This is a genomic window from Pseudomonas sp. JUb52, from assembly GCF_004341115.1.
Taxonomy (GTDB): domain Bacteria; phylum Pseudomonadota; class Gammaproteobacteria; order Pseudomonadales; family Pseudomonadaceae; genus Chryseomonas; species Chryseomonas oryzihabitans.
In genome coordinates this window covers 319019-338242 of sequence record NZ_SLYS01000003.1, presented here as the reverse complement: position 1 = coordinate 338242, position 19224 = coordinate 319019, and the positions used below count along the sequence as shown (strand labels likewise).

Below are 19224 nucleotides of genomic sequence, written 5' to 3'. Positions count from 1 at the left end.
CGCAAAGGCCCGCGCAAGGCGGGCCGTTGTTGCCGGGGGTGGTTCAGCGTTCGCTGTCGAGATCGCGCAGCTGATGTTCGCCGTAGCGATCGCCGGCCACCGCGCCTGGCGGCAGCAGGCGTTCCAGTTCGGCGCGATCCGCATCGCTCAGCGTCACCTCCAGCGCACCGAGGGATTCGTCGAGCTGAGCGCGGCGGCGGGCTCCGATTAAAGGCACGATGTCCTCGCCCTGGGCGGCGACCCAGGCCACCGCCAGCCGGGCCGGGGTGGTGCCGCGGCGTTCGGCGAATTGCTTCAGGCCTTCTACCAGCGCCAGGTTGCGCTCCACGTTGCCCGGCTGGAAGCGCGGACTGAGGGCGCGAAAGTCGCCGCTGCCCGAGGGGTGGCGCCAGTGACCGCTGAGCAGGCCGCGGGAGAGCACGCCATAGGCGGTGATGCCGATGCCCAGGTCGCGGCAGGTCGGCAGGATCTCGGCCTCGATGCCGCGCGAGACCAGCGAATACTCGATCTGCAGGTCGCAGACCGGGTGCACCGCGGCCGCTCGCCGCAGGGTCTGGGCGCCCACTTCCGAGAGGCCGATGTGGCGGATGTAGCCCGCCTGCACCAGCTCGGCGAGGGCGCCCATGGTGTCCTCGATGGGCACCTGGCGATCCAGCCGCGCCGGGCGATAGATGTCGATGTGGTCCACGCCCAGGCGCTTGAGGCTGTAGGCGACGAAATTCTTGATCGCCGCCGGCCGGGCGTCGTAGCCCAGCCACTCGCCGCCCGGACCGCGCAGGGCACCGAACTTGACGCTGATCAGGGCACTATCGCGGCGGCCGCGCAAGGCCTCGCCCAGGAGCAGTTCGTTGTGGCCCATGCCATAGAAGTCACCGGTGTCGAACAGGGTGACGCCGCGTTCGAGGGCGGCCTGGACCGTGGCGATGGCCTCGCCACGGTCGGCGGCGCCATAGAGATCGGACATGCCCATGCAGCCCAGACCGAGCGTGGATACCAGAGGGCCCTGCTGGCCCAAGCGACGCTGTTGCATAAGGGATTCCTCGTCAGATGGATGAGGCTTCACTCTAGTCGCCAGGGTGCCGTGCGATAATCCGGTCGTGACACAACGACCTGTTCGCCTAGCCGTACAATGGAGGCGCCTTGAATCTGGATGACCTGGCGGCCTTCGCCGCCGTGGCCGAGGCCCGCAGCTTTCGCGGCGCTGCCTATGTGCGTGGCGTGGCCGCCTCTTCGCTGAGCGATGCGGTGCGGCGGCTGGAGCGGGAACTGGATGTGCGGCTGCTACACCGCACCACCCGCAGCGTGACGCCCACCGCGGCTGGCCAGCGCCTGCTGGAACGCCTGACCCCGGCCCTGCGCGAGGTGCGCGGCGCGCTGGACGCCATCAATGCCGAGGGCGAAAGTCCGGTGGGCAGCCTGAGACTCAATGTGCCCACCATCGTCGCCCGGGTGCTGCTGCCGCCGCTGATCGGCCCCTTCCTGGCCCGGTATCCGGGCATTCGCCTGGAGGTGGTGGCCGAGGACCGGCTGATCGACGTGCTCGCCGCTGGTTTCGATGCCGGGGTGCGCTACGACGAGCACCTGGAAGCCGACATGATCAGCGTGCGGCTGGGCCCGGCCACCCAGAGATTCGCCGTGGCCGGAACCCCGGCCTACCTGGAGCAGCATGGCGTACCGGCGCACCCCGCCGACCTGGTCCGGCATTCCTGCATCGGGCATCGCTTCGCCAGTGGCCTGGTGGCGCAGTGGAGCTTCGAGCGCGGCAGCGAGGTCATCAACGTCGCGCCGGGCAGTCGCCTGCTGGCTTCGGCACTCGACCTGGAACTGCAGGCCGCCCTCGACGGCGTCGGCCTCATCTATTCCTTCGCCGACTACCTGGCTGCGCCCCTGGCCGACGGCCGCCTGGTGGAAGTGCTGGCGGACTGGTCCCCGTCCTTTCCCGGTCCGCGGCTCTACTACGCGGATCGCCGCCAGCTGCCAGCCCCGCTGCGCGCCTTCGTGGCCTTCCTGCGCGAGCATCACGGCTAGGCGGGCGCGCGGGGCGCCGCTACCCTGAGCGCCAGTCCGCCGCCTGGAGTCCCCATGACGCCCTTGTTCTCCCGCCTGGTACCGTCCCCATGATCATCGGCACCGCCGGCCACATCGACCATGGCAAGACCGCGCTGATCCAGGCCCTCACCGGAGTCGCCGGTGACCGCCGCCGTGAAGAGCAGGCGCGTGGCATCACCATCGACCTGGGCTATGTCTATGCCGATCTGGGCGACGGCGGCCTCACCGGCTTCATCGACGTGCCCGGCCACGAACGCTTCGTGCACAACATGCTGGCCGGTGCCAGCGGCCTGGATCTGGCCCTGCTGGTGGTGGCGGCCGACGACGGCGTCATGCCGCAGACCCGCGAGCACCTGGCGATCCTCGAATTGCTCGGCATTCCCCGGCTGCTGGTGGCCCTGACCAAGGCCGATCGGGTGGACGCCGAGCGGCTGGCGCAGGTGGGTCAGGAGGTCAGTGCGCTGCTGGCTGCCGGGCCCTTCGCCGGGGCGCCGCTGTATCCGGTGGCCAGCCCCAGCGGCGCCGGTATCCCCGCGTTGCGCGCCGCCTTGCTCGCGGCCCTGGACCAGGTGCGCCAGCGCAACGTCCGCGGTGGCTTTCGCCTGGCGGTGGACCGGGTGTTCAGCGTCGCCGGGGCCGGCGTGGTGGTCACCGGCACCGCCTTCGCCGGCCAGGTGGCCGTTGGCGACGAGCTCATCCTCACCCCGCGCGGCCAGCGACTGCGGGTGCGGGGGCTGCATGCGCAGAATCGCGCGGCAGAAGCCGCCCAGGCCGGTCAGCGCGTATCGCTCAATCTGGCGGGCGAGCGCCTGAGCACCGACAGCCTCGCCCGCGGCGACTGGCTGGTGGCCGAGGCGCTGCACGCGCCCACCACCCGCATCGACGTCGAACTGCGCCTGCTGCCCGGCGAGGCGCGCAACCTGGCGCACTGGACGCCGGTGCACGTGCACCTGGGCGCCCAGGATCTCACCGGGCGCGTCGCCCTGCTGGAAGGTGACAGCCTCGCCCCGGGTGCCACGGCCCTGGCGCAACTGGTGCTCAATGCGCCTTTGCACGGAGTGCACGGTGATCGCCTGGTGCTGCGCGACCAGTCCGCCCAGCGCACCCTGGGCGGCGCGCGGCTGCTCGATCCCTTCGCCCCGGCCCGCCATCGCCGCACCCCGCAGCGCCTGGCGCAACTCCAGGCGCTGCGGCAGGGCGGCCTGGAGGAAGCCCTGCCCGAACTCCTGGCCCAGGCCGCGGGCGGTCTCGATCCGCGGCTACTGGCCCGGCAATTCAACCGCCCCGAAGGCGATTGGCAATTGCCCGCCGACACCCTGAGGGTGGACACGCGGGTCGGTCCGCGGCTGTTCGCGGCGGCTCTGTGGCAGGCGGCACTCGAGCGCCTGGGCGTGGCGCTGGCTACCTTTCACCAGGAGCAACCCGACGAACTGGGACCGGATCGGGATCGCCTGCGCCGCATCGCCGCGCCGGAACTGGAGCGGCCCGTCTATCTGGCGCTGCTGGAGACGGCCCTGGCCGAGGGGCGCTTGCAGAGCAGCGGTCCCTGGCTGCACCTGCCCGATCACCGGGTACGCCTCACTGAAGCGGAGGAGGGGCTCAAGGCCCGGCTCTGGCCGCTGCTGGAGGCCCAGCGCTTCGATCCGCCCTGGACCCGCGATCTCGCCAAGAGCCTGGGTCAGCCCGAGACCGAGGTACGCCTGTTGCTGCGCAAACTGGCCCGGCTGGGGGAACTGACCCAGGTGGTCAAGGATCTCTTCTATCCCCAGGCGAGTCTGGAAGCCGCGGCCGGCGAGGCATTGCGCCTGGAGCGCGAAGCAGGGATCATTCGCGCCGCGGCCTTTCGCGATGCCCTCGGCATCGGTCGCAAGCGCAGCATCCAGATCCTCGAATGCCTGGATCGCATCGGTTTCACCCGTCGCTTCGGCGACGAGCGCCGGGTTCGCCCGGACAGCGCCTGGGCCCGCGCCGCCGAGGGCTAGCGCAACAGAGGAAGGCAATCACGCCCGGTGGCGTGGCCGGGCTTCAAACCCGGTTGGGGACGGCAGCCGTTCCCGGGTGGGTTCGACTCCCACTGCCTTCCGCCATTTCCTGAGCTCAGTACCCGTCCATCGGGTGATGCAGCACCGCGCCCTCCCGCTGCAACTCCTGCAGAAACCAGTCGGCCGCCCAGAGCTGTTCGGGCATATAGAGACCTGCCGGCAGCGGTCTACCGCCCACCAGGCCCAGCGCCCGCTCCAGCGACAGCACCAGCCCGAGGGCAGTCAGCGAGGCCTGCCCCTGGCTGAATTCCAGCACGGACCGTGCGGTGGTGGTCTGGCCGTCCCTTTCGCCGGTCACCCTGACCGCGATCTCGGCCGCCGTTTCCGCGCCCCGCCGCCGGCTGGAGGACTCGCCCATGGCGATGTCGAAGCGGAGTTCCGGCGCGGCGGTGGTGGCCCAGAGACTGAGCAGGTCGATGGAGCCAAAGGCCGTGGCGGCCAGCGTGCGACCGTCCAGCGCCGTGACGCTGCCCTGCAGGTCGGCACCGCTCAGCCAGTGGCGGCGCCCATGCCGAAACGCCAGGGCCGCGGGCGCCGCGCTGTGCACCCGCGCCATATCCTCCCATGCCAGGGGACCAGCCGGGTCTTCCTCATCCAGCAAGACCTCCACCCCGATGGCCGCGACCCGGGTGAAGCGGCGGGCGAGATCGAGCGCCAGCGCCAGGGCGGCGCCCGAAGCCCAGTGACTGGACAGCACCAGGGCATGGGCGCCGGGGTGGTGCATGAACTGGGCGACTTCCGGCCCCAGTTCGGTGACGCCGGTGTTGGCATTGAGATAGGGGATGCCCAGGCGCTGGGCGAGGCTCAGGCCGTGCAGGGCCTGATCCGGTGCCAGCATGATGATGGCTGCCGGGGTGAGGGCGGGATCCAGTCCCAGCCCTGGCTGGTCGAGATCCAGGCCCACTGCCCGGGCCTGGCCGGCGGCCTGGGCGACGTCCTCGGCCGTGGCGAGGTTGCGGCCCCCCACCAGCAGCGGCCAGTCAGGCTGGCGCTGGCGGAACCAGTGGACGGCCTGGCGGCCTACCGTGCCCGAACCGCCGGCAAAGAGTATGGGTTGCAGTGGCATGATGCTGTCCTCGTGGTTGCAGTGCTGAGATCGCGGAGACGGCACCGCCAGCTGGCCAGCAGCTGCTCCCCGCGTTAACCTACCAAGAGTAGGTTCCAAATCAGGATTAACCTACCTTTAGTAGGTTTGCAAGAAGACGTGACCAATGGCAGAGCGATCCACCCCTGAAAAACCGATCTCCGATGGTGCCGCGCGGCGTCTTTCGAAGGCGGCGCGGCGTCAGCAATTGCTGGAAACAGCGCGGCTCATCGTCCGGGAAGAGGGCGCGGATCGCCTGACTCTGGGCTATCTGGCCGTACAGGCAGGCGTTTCCAAGCCGGTCGTCTACGAGCATTTCGGTACCCGCTCGGGACTGCTCATCGAACTCTATCGCTGGCTCGATCTGGCGCAGATGGATGCCTTTCGCCAGGCCATGACGGCCCGGCAGCAGAGCGCCGAAGAGGCCACCGCGGCGCTGGCCGAGGGCTACATCCGTTGCGTGACCGACATGCAGGGCGAGGTCGGCGTGCTGGCGGCGGCCCTGGCAGGGAGTGAGGAAAAGACCGCGGTGTATCAGGAGTTGCTGGAGCACGGCACCCGGATGGTGGCGGCGGTGCTCACGCCGCACAGCACGAGGTCCGCCGCGGAGTTGCAGGTGTCCTGCATCGGCCTGGTCGGCGCCGGCGAGGCCCTGGCCGCGGCCGTGGTGCGCGGGGCGCTGGGCGAGCGCGAGGCCATCGCGGCCTTTACCCGCCTGGTGCGCGCGGTGCTGTAGCGACTGACGCTAGTAGACGTCCTTCAGATAGCGCTTCTGCTCGCTCATCCCGCGCACATAGTCGGCGGCGGCCTCGTCGCTGAGGTGGCCATGGGTCGCCACCACCTGGCGCAGGGCCTGGTCGACGTCCCTGGCCATGCGGCTGGCATCGCCGCAGACATAGACGCGGGCGCCGTCCTGCAGCCAGCGCCAGACCTCGGCGCCGCGTTCGCGCAGCCGATCCTGCACATAGATCTTCTCGGCCTGGTCGCGAGAAAAGGCCAGGCTCAGTTCGCTCAGCAGGCCATCGCGCTGGAAGGCTTCCAGCTCGTCGCGGTAGTAGAAGTCATGGGCGGCGTGCTGTTCGCCGAAGAACAGCCAGTTGCGGCCCTGGTCGCCCCGGGCGCGGCGCTCATGGAGAAAGCCGCGGAAGGGCGCGATGCCGGTGCCGGGGCCGATCATGATCAGCGGGACGTCGCCCTGGTCCGGCAGGCGGAAGTGACGTGAAGGCTGGACATGCACCTCGGTGGTGGCGTCCTGCAGACGGTCGGCGAGAAAGGTGGAGGCCACGCCCTTGCGCTGACCGTAGCGCACCGCCGAGACGGTGAGGTGCACCTGGCCGGCATGGGCCAGAGGGCTGGAGGCAATGGAGTAGAGGCGCGGCTGCAGGCGCTTGAGGCTGCCGAGCAACTCGCCGGCATCGTGGCGGGCGGGATAGCGCGCCAGCACATCGGCCAGTTGCCGGCCCCAGAGCCAGGTCTTGAGTTCATCCCGGTCGCCCAGCAGGGCGCGGCACTCGGCAGCGCCACTGCGTTCGGCGATCAGCGCCAGCGTCTCGGGGTTGGGACGGGCGATCTCAAAGTGTTCGCTCAGCGCCTGGCGCAGCGACAGCTCGCCGACCTTGGCCACCGCGACCGCTTGTTCGCCGTCCAGTCCGGCGAGGGCGAGGACCTCCTCGACCAGCTCCGGGCAGTTGCGCGCCTTCACGCTCAAGGCGTCGCCGGCCTGGTAGGCCAGGGGCTGCGCGGATTCGAAACCGAACAGCCGGACCTCCTTGTTCGATCCGGCACCGTTGAGTCTTTGGTTGATGACCAGCCGCGCGGGCACCGCCGTCGGGCGACCGGTCGTGGTCGGAGGGGCGACGGGCACCTGGGCGGCCTGGGGCGCCAGCTGCCCTTGCAGGGCGTTCAGCCAGGCGTCGGCGGCGTCGAGGCCATCGGCGTCACAGTCAAGGCGCGGGCAGAGGCGGCGGGCGCCGAGTTCGGACAGGCGGGCGTCGAGGCGCTGGCCGTGGCCACAGAACTGCTCGTAGGTGGAATCGCCCAGGGCCAGCACGGCGTAGTCCAGCTCGGCGAGGGAGGCATCGAGGCGACCGAGGCCCTGCCAGAAGGCCTGGCCATTGTCCGGGGCTTCGCCGTCGCCAAAGGTGCTGCTCACCAGCAGGACGCGGCGGGCACCGCTCAGGCGTTCCACTGCATAGGCGGCCATGTCGTGCAATTCGACGGTGAGACCGGCCTGGCACAGGCGGGCGACGCAGCGCTCGGCCAGGGCTTCGGCGTTGCCGGTCTGGGAGGCCCAGAGCACCACCAGATCGGCCGGCGCGGTAGCGGTCTGGGGCAGGCCGGCACTCTGGCTTTGCGGCAGGCGGCTGAATAGCCCGGCGAGCAGGCCATCGAGCCAGAGGCGGGTGTCGGCGGCCAGCGGCGCCTGGGCCGGCAGGCAGGGCACGCCCTGGGCGCCCCCGTCGCGCAGGCCGTCCATGAAGCCGGCCAGGTAGGTGCGTTCGGCCGCGCTGAGCTGGGGCCGTACCGCGGTGGCGACCCCGGTGAGATCGGCCAGCCGCGCCAGGGCGGGTTGCTGGACGCTCTCGGTGACCGGCTCGTCGGCCGGCAGCTGGCGGTGGGGGATGGTGGCGACCCGGGTCAGGCGCACCGCGCAGACCTTGAGTTCCGGTTGCAGCGAGAGCGGATCGACGGCGTCGCTGGTGACGGCATTGATGGCCAGGTCGCTGCCCTGGACGTCGGCCCAGTGAAAGGGGGCGAAGCAGTTACCGGGCTGCACCCGGTCGCTGATCGTCACCGGCAACACCGCACGTCCACGGCGGGAGGCGATTTCCAGGAGATCGCCGTCCTTGAGTGCTAGGGCCTGGGCGTCCTGGGGATGTACCTCGACGAAGGGCGCCGGATTGAGGCGATTCAGCGCGGCGATCTTGCCGGTCTTGGTGAGCGTATGCCACTGGTGCTGCAAACGCCCGGTGTTGAGCACGAAGGGGTAATCGGCATCGGGCAGTTCCGCCGGGTCCAGGTGCGGGCGAGCGAAGAATTGCGCCTTGCCGCTGGGGGTCGCGAAGTTGAGCGCGCTGGGTTCCCCTGTCTCATCCAGGCGCAGGGTCTGGCTGCGGCCGTCGTTGCGATAGCGGATCGGCTGGCGCGGATCGCTCTCTGCGCTGGGGCAGGGCCATTGCAGCGGCGTCTCGCGCAACCGGGCATGGCTGGCGCCGCGGATGTCGTAGCCGGTCTGGGGGTTGTGGAATTGCCTGATCTCGTCGAACACCTCGGCGGCCGAGGCGTAGGTGAAGTGTTCGCCATAGCCCAGGGCGCAGGCCACGTCGGCGATGATTTGCCAGTCGGCGCGGGCCGCGCCGGGCGGGTTGACGGCCTGGGGGGCCAGGGTCAGGTTGCGCTCGGAATTGATCATCACTCCGTCGGCCTCGGCCCAGAGCGCGCCGGGCAGGAGGATGTCAGCGTAGCGGTTGGTCTCGGTGTCGAGAAAGGCGTCCTGGGTGATCACCAGTTCGGCGGCCTGCAGCCCGCGGATGACCGTGTCGCGATTGGCCACGCTGGCCACCGGATTGGTGCAGATGATCCAGCAGGCCTTCACGGTGCCGGCGGCCAGGTCCTCGAACAGGGCGACGGTGCCCTGGCCCAGGCGGGTGTGCAGGGTGCCTTCCGGAACCTTCCAGGCACGCTCGACGAAGGCGCGGTCGGCGGCGGACAGCAGGCTGCGCTGGCCGGGCAGGCCGGGCCCCATGTAGCCCATCTCGCGTCCGCCCATGGCATTGGGCTGGCCGGTCAGGGAGAAGGGGCCGCTGCCGGGACGGCAGATCTTGCCGGTGGCCAGGTGCAGGTTGCACAGGGCGTTGGTGCTCCAGGTGCCATGGGTGCTCTGGTTCAGGCCCATGGTCCAGAGACTGGTCCATTCACCGGCCTCGCCGATCCAGCGCGCCGCGATGCGGATGTCCGCCTCGGCCAGCCCGGTCCCGGCGGCCACGCGCGCCGGGCTGTAGTCGGCGAGAAAGGCCGGCATGGCCGCCCAGCCCTCGGTATGGGCGGCGATGAAGGCGTCGTCCAGATAGCCCTCGGCGTGCAGCAGATGCAGGAGGCCATTGAGCAGCAGCAGATCGGTGCCCGGACGCAGTTGCAGGAAGAGATCGGCCTTCTCGGCGGTGGCGGTGCGCCGGGGATCGACGACGATCAGCCGGGCGCCGCGCTTGATCCGGTCCAGCAGCCGCAGGAAGAGGATGGGATGACAGTCGGCCATGTTGGCGCCGCTGACCAGGAAGAGGTCGGCGCGGTCGAGGTCGTCATAGGAACCGGGCGGACCGTCGGCGCCGAGGGACAGCTTGTAGCCGGTGCCGGCACTGGCCATGCACAGGCGGGAATTGGATTCGAGCTGGTTGGTGCCGATGAAGCCCCGCGCCAGCTTGCTCGCCAGGTACTGGGCCTCCAGCGACATCTGCCCGGAGACATAGAAGGCGATGGCGTCGGGTCCGTCGCGGTCGAGAATGGCGCGCAGGCGCTCGGCGGTGGTGGCAATGGCCTGCTCCAGTCCGGTCTGCACCGGTTCGTGGGAGCGGTCGTGGCGGACATAGGCCTGCTCCATGCGCCCGCTGTCCACCAGCGCCTGGTGGCTGGTGCTGCCCTTGGTGCAGAGGCGGCCGCGGTTGGCGGGGTGGTCGCGATCGCCGCTGACCTTGGTGACCCGGCCGTCTTCCACCTGCATGACGATCCCGCAGCCGACGCCGCAGTAGGGGCAGACGCTCTTGAGGTGGGTAGTGGTCATGGCAAGGATCCTTCGAAAACCAGAAAGCGAAAAGGCGCCGGTCGCGCTCCCCGGAGGGAGGCGAACACGGCGCCTTTGTCGTGAAGGGGGCGATCGACGTTGACCGCTCCATGCCAGGGATTTAGCAAGGCTCGCGCCAGCTTGGTCCGGTGCGCTCGGGGAGCGCATGACTGTTGGCCTGGCGGGGTGCAGGTGGCGCCTGGCGAGGTCACAGCCACGGCGGTCGAGATGCGCCGGGACAGGGCAGGCCGACCCTGCCTTGCACCGTTGTGGTTCCAGTCGGCAGCCGTCCGAACAGGCGCCGGCAAGCCGCTTGGCGGGCTGCAGCCCGCGCCAGTGGCCGATCTGCGGGCGAGCCGACGAAACTGGCACAACCGATGCAAACGCTCTGGCAGACCCGCCCATTCGGGTCGCCCGGTCGATCAACGGCGATCGACAGCCACTGCAGGCGACGGGCACGGAGCAGAGCCAAGGGCTCCTCCCTACTAGAACAGGCAAAGGCGCCTGAGACCGCAAGGTTTCAGGCGCCTTTTTATTTGCCGCGAATCAACCTGATTGGCCTCGGCCGGGGGATAGCCTCCATGAACAGCATCGTGACCCGCAAAGAACGCCTGATCGTCGTCGGCAACGGCATGGTCGGCCATCACCTCGTCGAGCAGCTGCTGGCGGCCGGCGCCCTGGACCACTACGAGATCCATGTCTTCGGCGAAGAGCGCCAGCGCGCCTATGACCGGGTCCATCTCTCCGAGTACTTCGCCGGTCGCGATGCCGAATCCCTGGCCATGAGCGAAGCCGGTCTCTATGCCGTGCCCGGCCTGGTCCTGCACCTGGGCTGCGCGGTGACCGCCATCGACCGCGAACAGCGCGGGGTGCTGACACCCGAGGGCGCCTTTGGCTACGACCGCCTGGTGCTGGCCACCGGTTCCTATCCCTTCGTGCCGCCCATCGAGGGTGCCGAAGGGGATTCGCGCCTGGTCTATCGCACCCTGGACGACTTGGACACCATCCGCCTGGCCGCCGCCCGGGCGCGCCGCGGCGTGGTGGTGGGTGGTGGCCTGCTCGGCCTGGAGGCGGCCAATGCGCTGAAATCCCTGGGCCTGGAAGCCCACGTGGTGGAATTCGCCCCGCGGCTGATGCCGGTACAGCTGGACGACCTCGGCGGCGCCGCGCTCAGGCAGCGCATCGAGGACCTGGGCGTGGGCGTGCACCTGTCCAAGGCTACCCAGAACATCACCGCCGGCAGCGAGTACCGCTACCGCATGAACTTCGCCGGTGAGGATTTCCTCGAGACCGACCTGATCCTGTTTTCCGCCGGCATCCGTCCCCAGGACGCCCTGGCCCGCAGCTGCGGCCTGGAACTCGGCGCCCGCGGCGGGGTGGCGGTGGACAACGGCTGCCTGACCAGCGATCCCTTCATCCATGCCATCGGCGAGTGCGCCGCCTGGAATGGCAGCATTTTCGGTCTGGTCGCCCCGGGCTACCAGATGGCGCGCCTGGTGGCCGCCACCCTCTGCCACGGTCAGGCCACGCCCTTCACCGGCGCCGATATGTCCACCAAGCTCAAGCTGCTGGGTGTGGATGTGGGCTCCATCGGTGATGCCCACGGCGCCACCCCCGGCGCGCGCAGCTATCGCTACATCGACGAAGCCAGCGCCAGCTACCGCCGCCTGGTGGTATCCGCCGATGGCAAGCACGTCCTCGGTGCCGTGCTGGTGGGCGACAACAGCTACTACGACACCCTGCTGCAATACGCCCAGAACGGCATCCCACTGCCGCAGGATCCGGCCAGCCTGATCATGCCGGTGGGCGAGGGCGCCCCGACCCTGGGCGCCGATGCCCTGCCGGCCACCGCCACCCTCTGCTCCTGCCACAACGTCACCAAGGGCGCGGTCTGCGCCGCCATCGACGCCGGCTGCACCGATCTGGCCGGCATCAAGAGCTGCACCAAGGCCGGCACTGGCTGCGGCGGTTGCGCCGCGCTGGTCAAGCAGGTGTTCGAGCACGAGCTGATCGCCCGGGGCGTCGAGGTCGACAAGAGTCTCTGCGAACACTTCGCCCATACCCGCCAGGAGCTCTATCACCTGGTGCGGGTGGAAGGCATCCAGAGTTTCGACGAGCTCCTGGCGCGCCATGGCCGCGGTCACCATGGCTGCGACATCTGCAAGCCGGCGGTGGCCAACGTCCTGGCCTCCTGCTGGAACGCCCCCATCACCGATCCGCACCTGGTGCCGCTGCAGGACACCAATGACACCTTCATGGCCAACATGCAGAAGAACGGCACCTACTCGGTGGTGCCGCGCATCCCGGGTGGCGAGATCAGTCCGGAAGGCCTGATCGCCATCGGCCAGGTGGCGAAGAAATACGACCTCTACACCAAGATCACCGGCGGCCAGCGCATCGACCTGTTCGGCGCCCAGCTGCACGAGCTGCCGGACATCTGGGGCGAGCTGATCGCCGCCGGCTTCGAGACCGGTCATGCCTACGGCAAGTCGACCCGCACGGTGAAGAGCTGCGTCGGCAGTACCTGGTGCCGCTACGGGGTGCAGGACAGCGTCAAAATGGCACTGGACATCGAGCATCGCTACAAGGGCCTGCGCGCCCCGCACAAGCTCAAGTTCGCGGTCAGCGGCTGCACCCGCGAGTGCGCCGAGGCCCAGAGCAAGGACATCGGCGTGATCGCCACCGAGAACGGCTGGAACCTCTATGTCTGCGGCAATGGCGGCATGCGCCCGCGCCATGCCGAGCTGTTCGCCACCGACCTCGACGACGAGACCCTGATCCGCTACATCGACCGCCTGCTGATGTTCTACATCCGCACCGCCGACCGCCTGCAGCGTACCTCGGTGTGGCGTGAGTCCCTGGAAGGCGGACTGGATTACCTCAAGCAGGTGATCATCGAGGACAGCCTGGGCCTGGGCGCCGAGCTGGAAGCCCAGATGCAGCTGGTGGTGGATCGCTACGAATGCGAATGGGCCAACGCCCTGAACGACCCGGACAAGCTCAAGCGCTTCCGTACCTTCGTCAACCAGCGCGGCAGCGACCCGGACATCCATTTCGTCAAGGAGCGTGGCCAGCGTCGGCCGGCGCGCCACGGCGAACTGCACCTGATCAACCTGACCGAGGAGGCCTGACCATGACCCAGACCACTACCGCGCATGCCCTGGAACCCCGCTGGCAACCCCTGTGCAGCCTGGCCGACCTGGTGCCCCAGTCCGGCGTGGTGGCCCTGCACGAGGGCGAGCAGGTGGCGCTGTTCTACCTGCCCGACACCGAGCAGAAGGTCTTCGCCGTGGGCAATCGCGACCCCAAGTCCGGCGCCAACGTCATCGGCCGCGGCATCGTCGGCCAGCTGGGCCCGGATCTGGTGATCGCCTCGCCGCTGTACAAGCAGCACTTCCGCCTGGCGGACGGCGGCTGCCTGGAGTACCCCGAGCAGGCCCTACCCACCTGGGCGGTGCGGCTGAACGGCGAGCAGGTGGAGATCGCCTGACGTGGCTCGACCCTCACCCCAACCCTCTCCCGGCGGGAGAGGGGCGGTCCAGAGTGGGGCGGGGCTTCGCGCGTAGGCTGAACAAAGGCGCAGCCTTGTCCGGAAATGGCCAAGGCGATGCCAGGTGACCCTCACCCCAACCCTCTCCCGGCGGGAGAGGGGGCGGTCCGGAGTGGGACGGGGCTTCGCGCGTAGGCTGGACAAAGGCGCGGCCTTGTCCGGAAATGACCAAGGCGATGCTGGGTGACCCTCACCCCAACCCTCTCCCGGCGGGAGAGGGGGCGGTCTAGAGTGGGGCGGGGCTTGGCGCGTAGCCTGGACAACGGCGCAGCCTTGTCCGGGATCTCCACCCTTCGCCCTAGCCCACTGTTGCACCCACCGCAGTGCAGCTTTGCGCAATCGGGAGCTGCGCGGGGCGGCGAAATGACTTCCAAGGGTCGATACTCAAGGAGCGGGGACGCTGTCTGCCGATCCTGGCAATCGCCTCGCGGGAGGTCACCATGCGCCTGACAAGAACAATTCGCTCCGCGCTGTTCATCGCCCTGCTTCTGGCCCTGGCCGCCATCGCCCTGCTGGAGGGCTGGCGCGCGCAACCGGTGGGCGAACCCACTCTGCGCGCCGATCCGGTCTGTACCCATGGCTATGCGCCCTATGGCTGCTATCCGGTACCGGCCCGCGGGGGCGATCTGGGGTGGCTGGAGCGCCTCTAGGTCGTCATCCCGGCCGCTGTTCGGTAGCCAGCAGCAACGCCAGGTCGTTGCCCGCCAGGACCGGGCCGAACAGCGGGCCCTGGACCTCGTCGCAGAGGTGCGCCCGCAGCCAGTCCAACTGGTCCTGCGTCTCCACGCCCGTCGCCGCCACCCGCAGGCCCAGGGTCCGTCCGAGGCCGATCAGGGCCTGGGCGATGGCGGCATCGGCAGGCTGAGTTTCCAGGCGAGCGACGAGACGGCTATCCAGGCTGATGCCATCCAGCACGGACTGGCGCAGCGCCTCGAGGCCGCCTGAGCCGCTGCCGAAGTCGGCCAGGCTCAGGCGCACGCCCAGGGCCTTGAGCGCCTGCAGCTGAGTGAGAGACACGTCTTCCGCCTGCAACAAGGCCTCGGGCACTTGCAGCTCCAGGCGTCCCGCTGCCAGACCACTCGTCTGCAGGGCGCTGGCGACCGCCTCCACCAGGGCCTCGGCATCGGCGCACTGACGCGCCGATAGGCTGATGACCAGCCGTAGCGGCACGGGCCAGGCCGCGGCGGCGCGACAGGCGTCGTCCAGCAGCCACAGCCCCAGGGCAACGCTGAGTCCGGTTTCCTCTGCCAGCGGCAGGAAGGCGGCGGGCGGCAGCAGACCGCGCAGCGGATGGGCCCAGTGTAGCTGGACCTCGACGCCGCTCAGGTCACCCGTGGCGATGCTTCGGCGCGGCAGGTAGCCCAGGCGCAACTGGTCGAGCGCCAGCGCCTGGCGCAACTCCTGCTCCAGATCCCGCCGCTGGCTGAGCTGGGCGTCCATCGCCGGCGCATGAAAGCACCAGCCGTTGCGACCCGCGGCCTTGGCCTGGTAGAGCGCGATATCCGCCAGACGCAGCAGGTCCTCGACCTGGGTGGCCTGGTCCGGGGCCTGGGCGATGCCAATGCTGGTGCCGACGCTGACCGACTGCTCCTCCAGCAGAATCGGCCGGCCGATGGCGTTTACCAGGCGGGCACAGATCTGGTCGACCGTCGCCACGTCCAGGTGACCGAGCAACACCACGATGAATTCGTCGCCACCCAGGCGCGCCACCAGGCCGCCGGGCCTCAGACTGGCCTGCAGGCGCCGGGCGATTTCCTGCAGCACCCGATCGCCGGCGGCATGGCCGAGGCTGTCGTTGACCGGCTTGAAGCGATCCAGGTCCAGGCTGAGCAGCGTCAGCGGCGTTCTGGATTGCGCCAGTTTGCGTGCCAGGTAGTGCTGCAATTGCAGCCGATTGGCCAGGCCGGTCAGGCTGTCGTGTTGCGACAGGTGTTCGATTTCCGCCTGGGCATTGACCGCGGCGGTGATGTCGCTGGCGGTACCGCGAAAGCCGGCGCCCTCGGGCAGCGGCCGGGCGGTGATCTCGCAGACCCGGGCGTGACCCTGGCGGTCGCGGTAGTGGCAGCGCAGCACCTGACGCTCGTCGCGCTGGTGAACGTTGTCCTGGAGCCAGTTGGCCAGGCGGGTGGTCTCGCTGCTGAACAGCTCCGTGAGCGGCCGGCCGAGCCAGCTGCCGGGCGCATGGCCGGTGATGCGGGCGAAGCGTTCGGACAGATAGGTGATACGGCCTGCGGCGTCGCTTTCCCAGAGCCAGTCGGAGGCGGCCTCGGCGAGTTCGCGAAAGCGGCTTTCGCTGCGGCTCAGTTCGGCCTGGCTGGCGACCAGGGCATCGAATTGCCGGTCGAGCTGGCGGGCCGAATTCAGCGCATGACGGATCAGCAGGGCCAGCACCAGCCCGAGCAGCAGCACCCCGGCCAGAAAGATCGGCAGGGTGCGGCGCAGGAGCTGGGCACCGGGTTGCGGCGGTTGCCAGTTGAGCAGCAGCGGCGAATCCAGAAACTGCAGGTATTGGTGATCGGCGAGGGGCGCCCGCGACGCCTCGAGTCGCGGCAGGCCATAGGTGTCGCTGAGATGGGCCAGGGTGTCCGGATCGAGCACGTTGACGAACAGCATCACCGAGGGCGCGCCGGGGCCAGGGGCCACGCTGTAGCTCGCGCCCGGCGTTATGGTGGCCGCGGCGACCAGCGCCGGGACGCCGCCCACGCTCAGCACCCGGACCAGGCTTTCGGTCTCGCCGGGGCGCTGGCGGGTCTCTGCCAGCAGACCGGCCAGATCGCCTTCGAGCCATTGCGCCGCCGCGCGCTCGGTCGGCCGACCATCGATCACCGCGTAGACGGTCCGGTCCTGCGGATCCAGTACGAAGACCCCGTTGTAGCCGTAAAGCTCATAGGGGATGTCGCCGACGTTGCGCTCGTCGTTGGCCCAGAACAGATCGACCGTCAGGTGCAGGTGCTTGTAGGCCTCGCCCCACTTGGCGTAGTTGATGATGTTGTGGCCGATTTCGTTTTCCACCTGCACCAGGGTGCGCTCGATATAGGTGCGGGCGCGTTGCTGGACGTCGGCGTCCTGGCTGGTGGCGGTCCTGATCAGCAGGTAGCAGCCGAGGCCGAGCAGGATCGGCAGGGCGCAGATGACCGGAAAGAGGCGCAGCAGCAGATTGTGGCTGCGGCGGGTGGCGATGGGCGTGGACGTCATGATCAACCTGGGCGGCGCTGGAGACAGTCAGGTTCCCCGCAAGCGGGCCACAGACGACGCGCGGGGTACCTGGCCAGAGGCCATTATCCGTTACCGCCCAGCGGCCGTCTGCTCAGCGTCGGACCGGGGGCAGCCAAGAGCCGCCCGGACGGTCAACCGCTCAAGGCCGCGGCGGATAGCTGACGAGCAGGTCGCCGATCAGCCGGCTGAAGGCGGCGCTGCGCTGGGCCGGGGTGGCGTTCTGGTCGTCCAGCAGGCGCTCTTCGCTGGCGCGCCAGACCAGCTTGCCGTCACGGCCATCGAGCATGTCGAGTTGCACCGTCATCACCGGGTAGGTGACGGTCTGGGTGCGCACATAGCTCGGCCCCCAGGGACCGGGACCCCAGGCGGAGCCCCAGGGGCCACCCCAGCCCGGGCCCCAGTAGGGATCGGCATAGCTGAAGCTCTGCTGGCGCTGATCGAGGATCACATAGAGCTTGATCTTCAGGTCCGGGCGCGCGCCGGTCGGTGCGGGACGCAGCCCGCGCTGGTCGAGCCCGCTGCTGACCGAATCGCGCAGGCGCTGTTCGGTGAGATCGCTGCGCACCCGCGGATCGTTGGGGCGGTACTCGATGGCGGGATCCGCCCAACCCCAGCTGCGATAGGCGGCGAAGTCGCGGCTGGCGTCATAGTCCAGATTGCGCGGGCCACGCTCGGCGCAGGCCGCCAGCAAGAGGACCGCAAGCAGCAGGAGGCAACGTTTCATGGGCGATCCTCTGGGTCAGGGGACTAGTCTGCTTGGACTGGCTTAAGGGCGACTTATCGCGTCAGCTGGGCGGATAGTTGGCCAGCAGGCGGCGGGTGGTATCCCTCAGGGTGCGCGCGCGTTCGCCGCTGTTGCCGCCGCTGGCCTGCTCGGCGGCCGAATGCCAGAGCACGCGGCCGGTGGCGGAATCGAGCAATTCCACCTCCAGCACGTCGACCAGGAAGGTCCGGGTGCGGGTCCGCGCCTGGCCGACGGTGGCGCCATAGCCCGGGCCGTAGCCATAGGGCCCGTAGCCGCCGTAGCCATAGCCGGTGTCGTAGTAGTCGGTGTACTGCTCGCTGCGCTGCTGCTGGGTAAGGCGGGCCCGCACCTGCAGATCGGCGCGGGCACCGCCAAGGGCCGGTCGCAGCCCACGCTGGTCAAGACCGTCGGCCACCGCCTGCTGCACGGTCTGGCCATCCAGGCCGCCGCTGACCACGGCGGCGCCGGGGGCCCAGCTCCAGGTGCGATAGCGACTCCAGTCACGCGGTGCCGGCGGATAGGCCGCTGGATCCTGCTGCGGCAGCACCGGCACCGAGGCTTCGGGCAGGCTGCTGGCGACATAGGGATTGGGCGTCTGGCAACCGGCCAGGGCGAGCAGCGTGAGCGACAGGCAGAGCAGGGGGCGACGCATGACCGGTTCCTCGAAGGAATGCTGGCCAGAGCATACCGCGCCCGGGGTCATCCTGCCTTAGCTTGGCAGAGCCAATGCAGATAGCGGCCGAGACCGGCGAAGGCCGGATGCCGTCGATGGGCCAGTTCCATGGCCACCAGCTCCTCGCCCGCGGCGCGCGCCTGGAATTCCGGCGGCATGTAGTCATGGAAGACCCGTACGCCACTGCGCGCCCGGATCCGCCAGTCCGGCGCCAGCCAGGCCTCGACCTCGCGCGGGTCCAGCGGTTGTTGCGGCGTGAGGCCACGTTGGCCCGCGCCGGCGTATTCACCCTGCCTGAGTTTGCGAAAGTGCCCCTTGAGCAGGTTGCGATAGATCAGGGCATCGCGGTTGTAGAAGGCCAGCGACAGCCAGCCGTCCGGCGCCAGGCAGCGTTGCAGGGTCGGCAGGATCGCCGTGGGCGTCTCCAGCCATTCCAGCACCGCGTGGCAGAGCACGAGATCGAAGGGTTCGGCGAAGGCGGGCAGCTCCTGCCAGGGCAGCGCCAGCCAGGCGGCGTCGAGGCCGGCGGCGGCGAAGGCCTCCTGGGCCCCCGCCAGCATGGGCGCCGAGGGTTCGGCCAGGGTCACCGCATGGCCCTGTTGCGCCAGCCAGAGACTCATGTGGCCGAGCCCGGCGCCGATGTCCAGCACCCGCAGCGGGCGTTGCGGCAGCACCTCGGTCAGATCCGCCTGCAATACGGCCAGGCGGATGGCGCCCTTGGTGCCGCCATAGATGTTGGCGGCGAAACGGGTGGCGCGGTCGTCGAAGAAGGTATCGCTCACGGCAGGAAGCGCCTCTCGTTATCGGCCAGCTTGGCCAGCACCGCCTGCTCTACGTCCAGCTCCAGTTCGCTGCCCAGTTGCAGCAGATAGAGCAGGACGTCGGCGATTTCCTGGCCGGCGTGTTCGCGCTCGGCGGCGCTCAGGGCGCGAGCTTCGACATCGCTCTTCCACTGGAAGATCTCCACCAGTTCGGCCATCTCGACGCTGGCGGCCATCGCCAGATTCTTGGGGTTGTGATAGCGCCGCCAGGCGTTGGCATCGCGGATCGCGTGCAGGCGGGTGAGCAGGGCGGGGAGATCCATGGGC

At 69.5% G+C, this 19224-nt stretch carries 14 protein-coding genes and 1 tRNA gene; 7 read left to right on the top strand and 8 right to left on the bottom strand.

What is annotated here, in order from left to right:
- Positions 1 to 43 precede the first annotated feature (43 nt).
- Entirely contained in the window at positions 44 to 1030 is a 987-nt protein-coding gene (locus tag EC839_RS07210) for an aldo/keto reductase (protein WP_007159568.1), read from the bottom strand.
- A 110-nt stretch (positions 1031 to 1140) separates the two neighbouring features.
- Between EC839_RS07210 and EC839_RS07205 the strand changes: the two genes are divergently transcribed.
- The 3 genes from EC839_RS07205 to EC839_RS07195 all read left to right on the top strand — a co-directional run bounded on the left by EC839_RS07205 (position 1141) and on the right by EC839_RS07195 (position 4136).
- The gene (locus EC839_RS07205; protein WP_007159567.1) at positions 1141 to 2028 is read left to right on the top strand and encodes a LysR family transcriptional regulator; all 888 of its coding nucleotides are present in this window, start codon (positions 1141 to 1143) and stop codon (positions 2026 to 2028) included.
- 89 nt (positions 2029 to 2117) lie between these two features.
- Positions 2118 to 4031, top strand: a complete 1914-nt coding sequence (gene selB / locus EC839_RS07200) for a selenocysteine-specific translation elongation factor (protein WP_007159566.1) — start codon at positions 2118 to 2120, stop codon at positions 4029 to 4031.
- A 9-nt stretch (positions 4032 to 4040) separates the two neighbouring features.
- Positions 4041 to 4136, top strand: a tRNA-Sec gene (locus EC839_RS07195).
- Between the two features lie 10 nt (positions 4137 to 4146).
- Here EC839_RS07195 and EC839_RS07190 read toward each other — a convergent pair.
- Positions 4147 to 5157, bottom strand: coding sequence for a hypothetical protein (locus tag EC839_RS07190; protein ID WP_007159565.1), 1011 nt, complete (start codon positions 5155 to 5157; stop codon positions 4147 to 4149).
- A 145-nt stretch (positions 5158 to 5302) separates the two neighbouring features.
- Between EC839_RS07190 and EC839_RS07185 the strand changes: the two genes are divergently transcribed.
- Positions 5303 to 5911, top strand: a complete 609-nt coding sequence (locus EC839_RS07185) for a TetR/AcrR family transcriptional regulator (RefSeq protein ID WP_237709530.1) — start codon at positions 5303 to 5305, stop codon at positions 5909 to 5911.
- A 9-nt stretch (positions 5912 to 5920) separates the two neighbouring features.
- Here EC839_RS07185 and EC839_RS07180 read toward each other — a convergent pair whose 3' ends face one another.
- Positions 5921 to 9952, bottom strand: coding sequence for a bifunctional nitrate reductase/sulfite reductase flavoprotein subunit alpha (locus EC839_RS07180; protein WP_007159563.1), 4032 nt, complete (start codon positions 9950 to 9952; stop codon positions 5921 to 5923).
- Between the two features lie 581 nt (positions 9953 to 10533).
- Between EC839_RS07180 and nirB the strand changes: the two genes are divergently transcribed.
- The 3 genes from nirB to EC839_RS07165 all read left to right on the top strand — a co-directional run bounded on the left by nirB (position 10534) and on the right by EC839_RS07165 (position 14152).
- Complete coding sequence (gene nirB / locus EC839_RS07175) at positions 10534 to 13083, top strand: nitrite reductase large subunit NirB (RefSeq protein ID WP_132832485.1); 2550 nt, start codon at positions 10534 to 10536, stop codon at positions 13081 to 13083.
- 2 nt (positions 13084 to 13085) lie between these two features.
- Positions 13086 to 13442: a nitrite reductase small subunit NirD gene (gene nirD / locus EC839_RS07170; RefSeq protein WP_007159561.1), complete on the top strand. Its 357-nt coding sequence runs from the start codon at positions 13086 to 13088 to the stop codon at positions 13440 to 13442.
- 500 nt (positions 13443 to 13942) lie between these two features.
- Positions 13943 to 14152 carry a hypothetical protein gene (locus EC839_RS07165; RefSeq protein ID WP_007159560.1) on the top strand — a complete coding sequence of 70 codons (210 nt, stop codon included), beginning with the start codon at positions 13943 to 13945 and terminating at the stop codon, positions 14150 to 14152.
- Between the two features lie 4 nt (positions 14153 to 14156).
- Here EC839_RS07165 and EC839_RS07160 read toward each other — a convergent pair whose 3' ends face one another.
- The 5 genes from EC839_RS07160 to EC839_RS07140 all read right to left on the bottom strand — a co-directional run bounded on the left by EC839_RS07160 (position 14157) and on the right by EC839_RS07140 (position 19220).
- Complete coding sequence (locus EC839_RS07160) at positions 14157 to 16697, bottom strand: EAL domain-containing protein (RefSeq protein WP_007159559.1); 2541 nt, start codon at positions 16695 to 16697, stop codon at positions 14157 to 14159.
- A gap of 160 nt (positions 16698 to 16857) precedes the next feature.
- Positions 16858 to 17442 (bottom strand): DUF4136 domain-containing protein, encoded by a 585-nt coding sequence (locus tag EC839_RS07155; RefSeq protein ID WP_007159558.1) that lies wholly within the window; start codon positions 17440 to 17442, stop codon positions 16858 to 16860.
- Positions 17443 to 17503: 61 nt separating this feature from the next.
- Positions 17504 to 18115 (bottom strand): DUF4136 domain-containing protein, encoded by a 612-nt coding sequence (locus EC839_RS07150; RefSeq protein ID WP_007159557.1) that lies wholly within the window; start codon positions 18113 to 18115, stop codon positions 17504 to 17506.
- Between the two features lie 47 nt (positions 18116 to 18162).
- The gene (locus EC839_RS07145; RefSeq protein WP_007159556.1) at positions 18163 to 18918 is read right to left on the bottom strand and encodes a methyltransferase domain-containing protein; all 756 of its coding nucleotides are present in this window, start codon (positions 18916 to 18918) and stop codon (positions 18163 to 18165) included.
- Positions 18915 to 19220, bottom strand: coding sequence for a nucleotide pyrophosphohydrolase (locus EC839_RS07140; protein WP_007159555.1), 306 nt, complete (start codon positions 19218 to 19220; stop codon positions 18915 to 18917). Before EC839_RS07140 ends, EC839_RS07145 begins: the two co-directional genes overlap by 4 nt.
- Positions 19221 to 19224 lie beyond the last annotated feature (4 nt).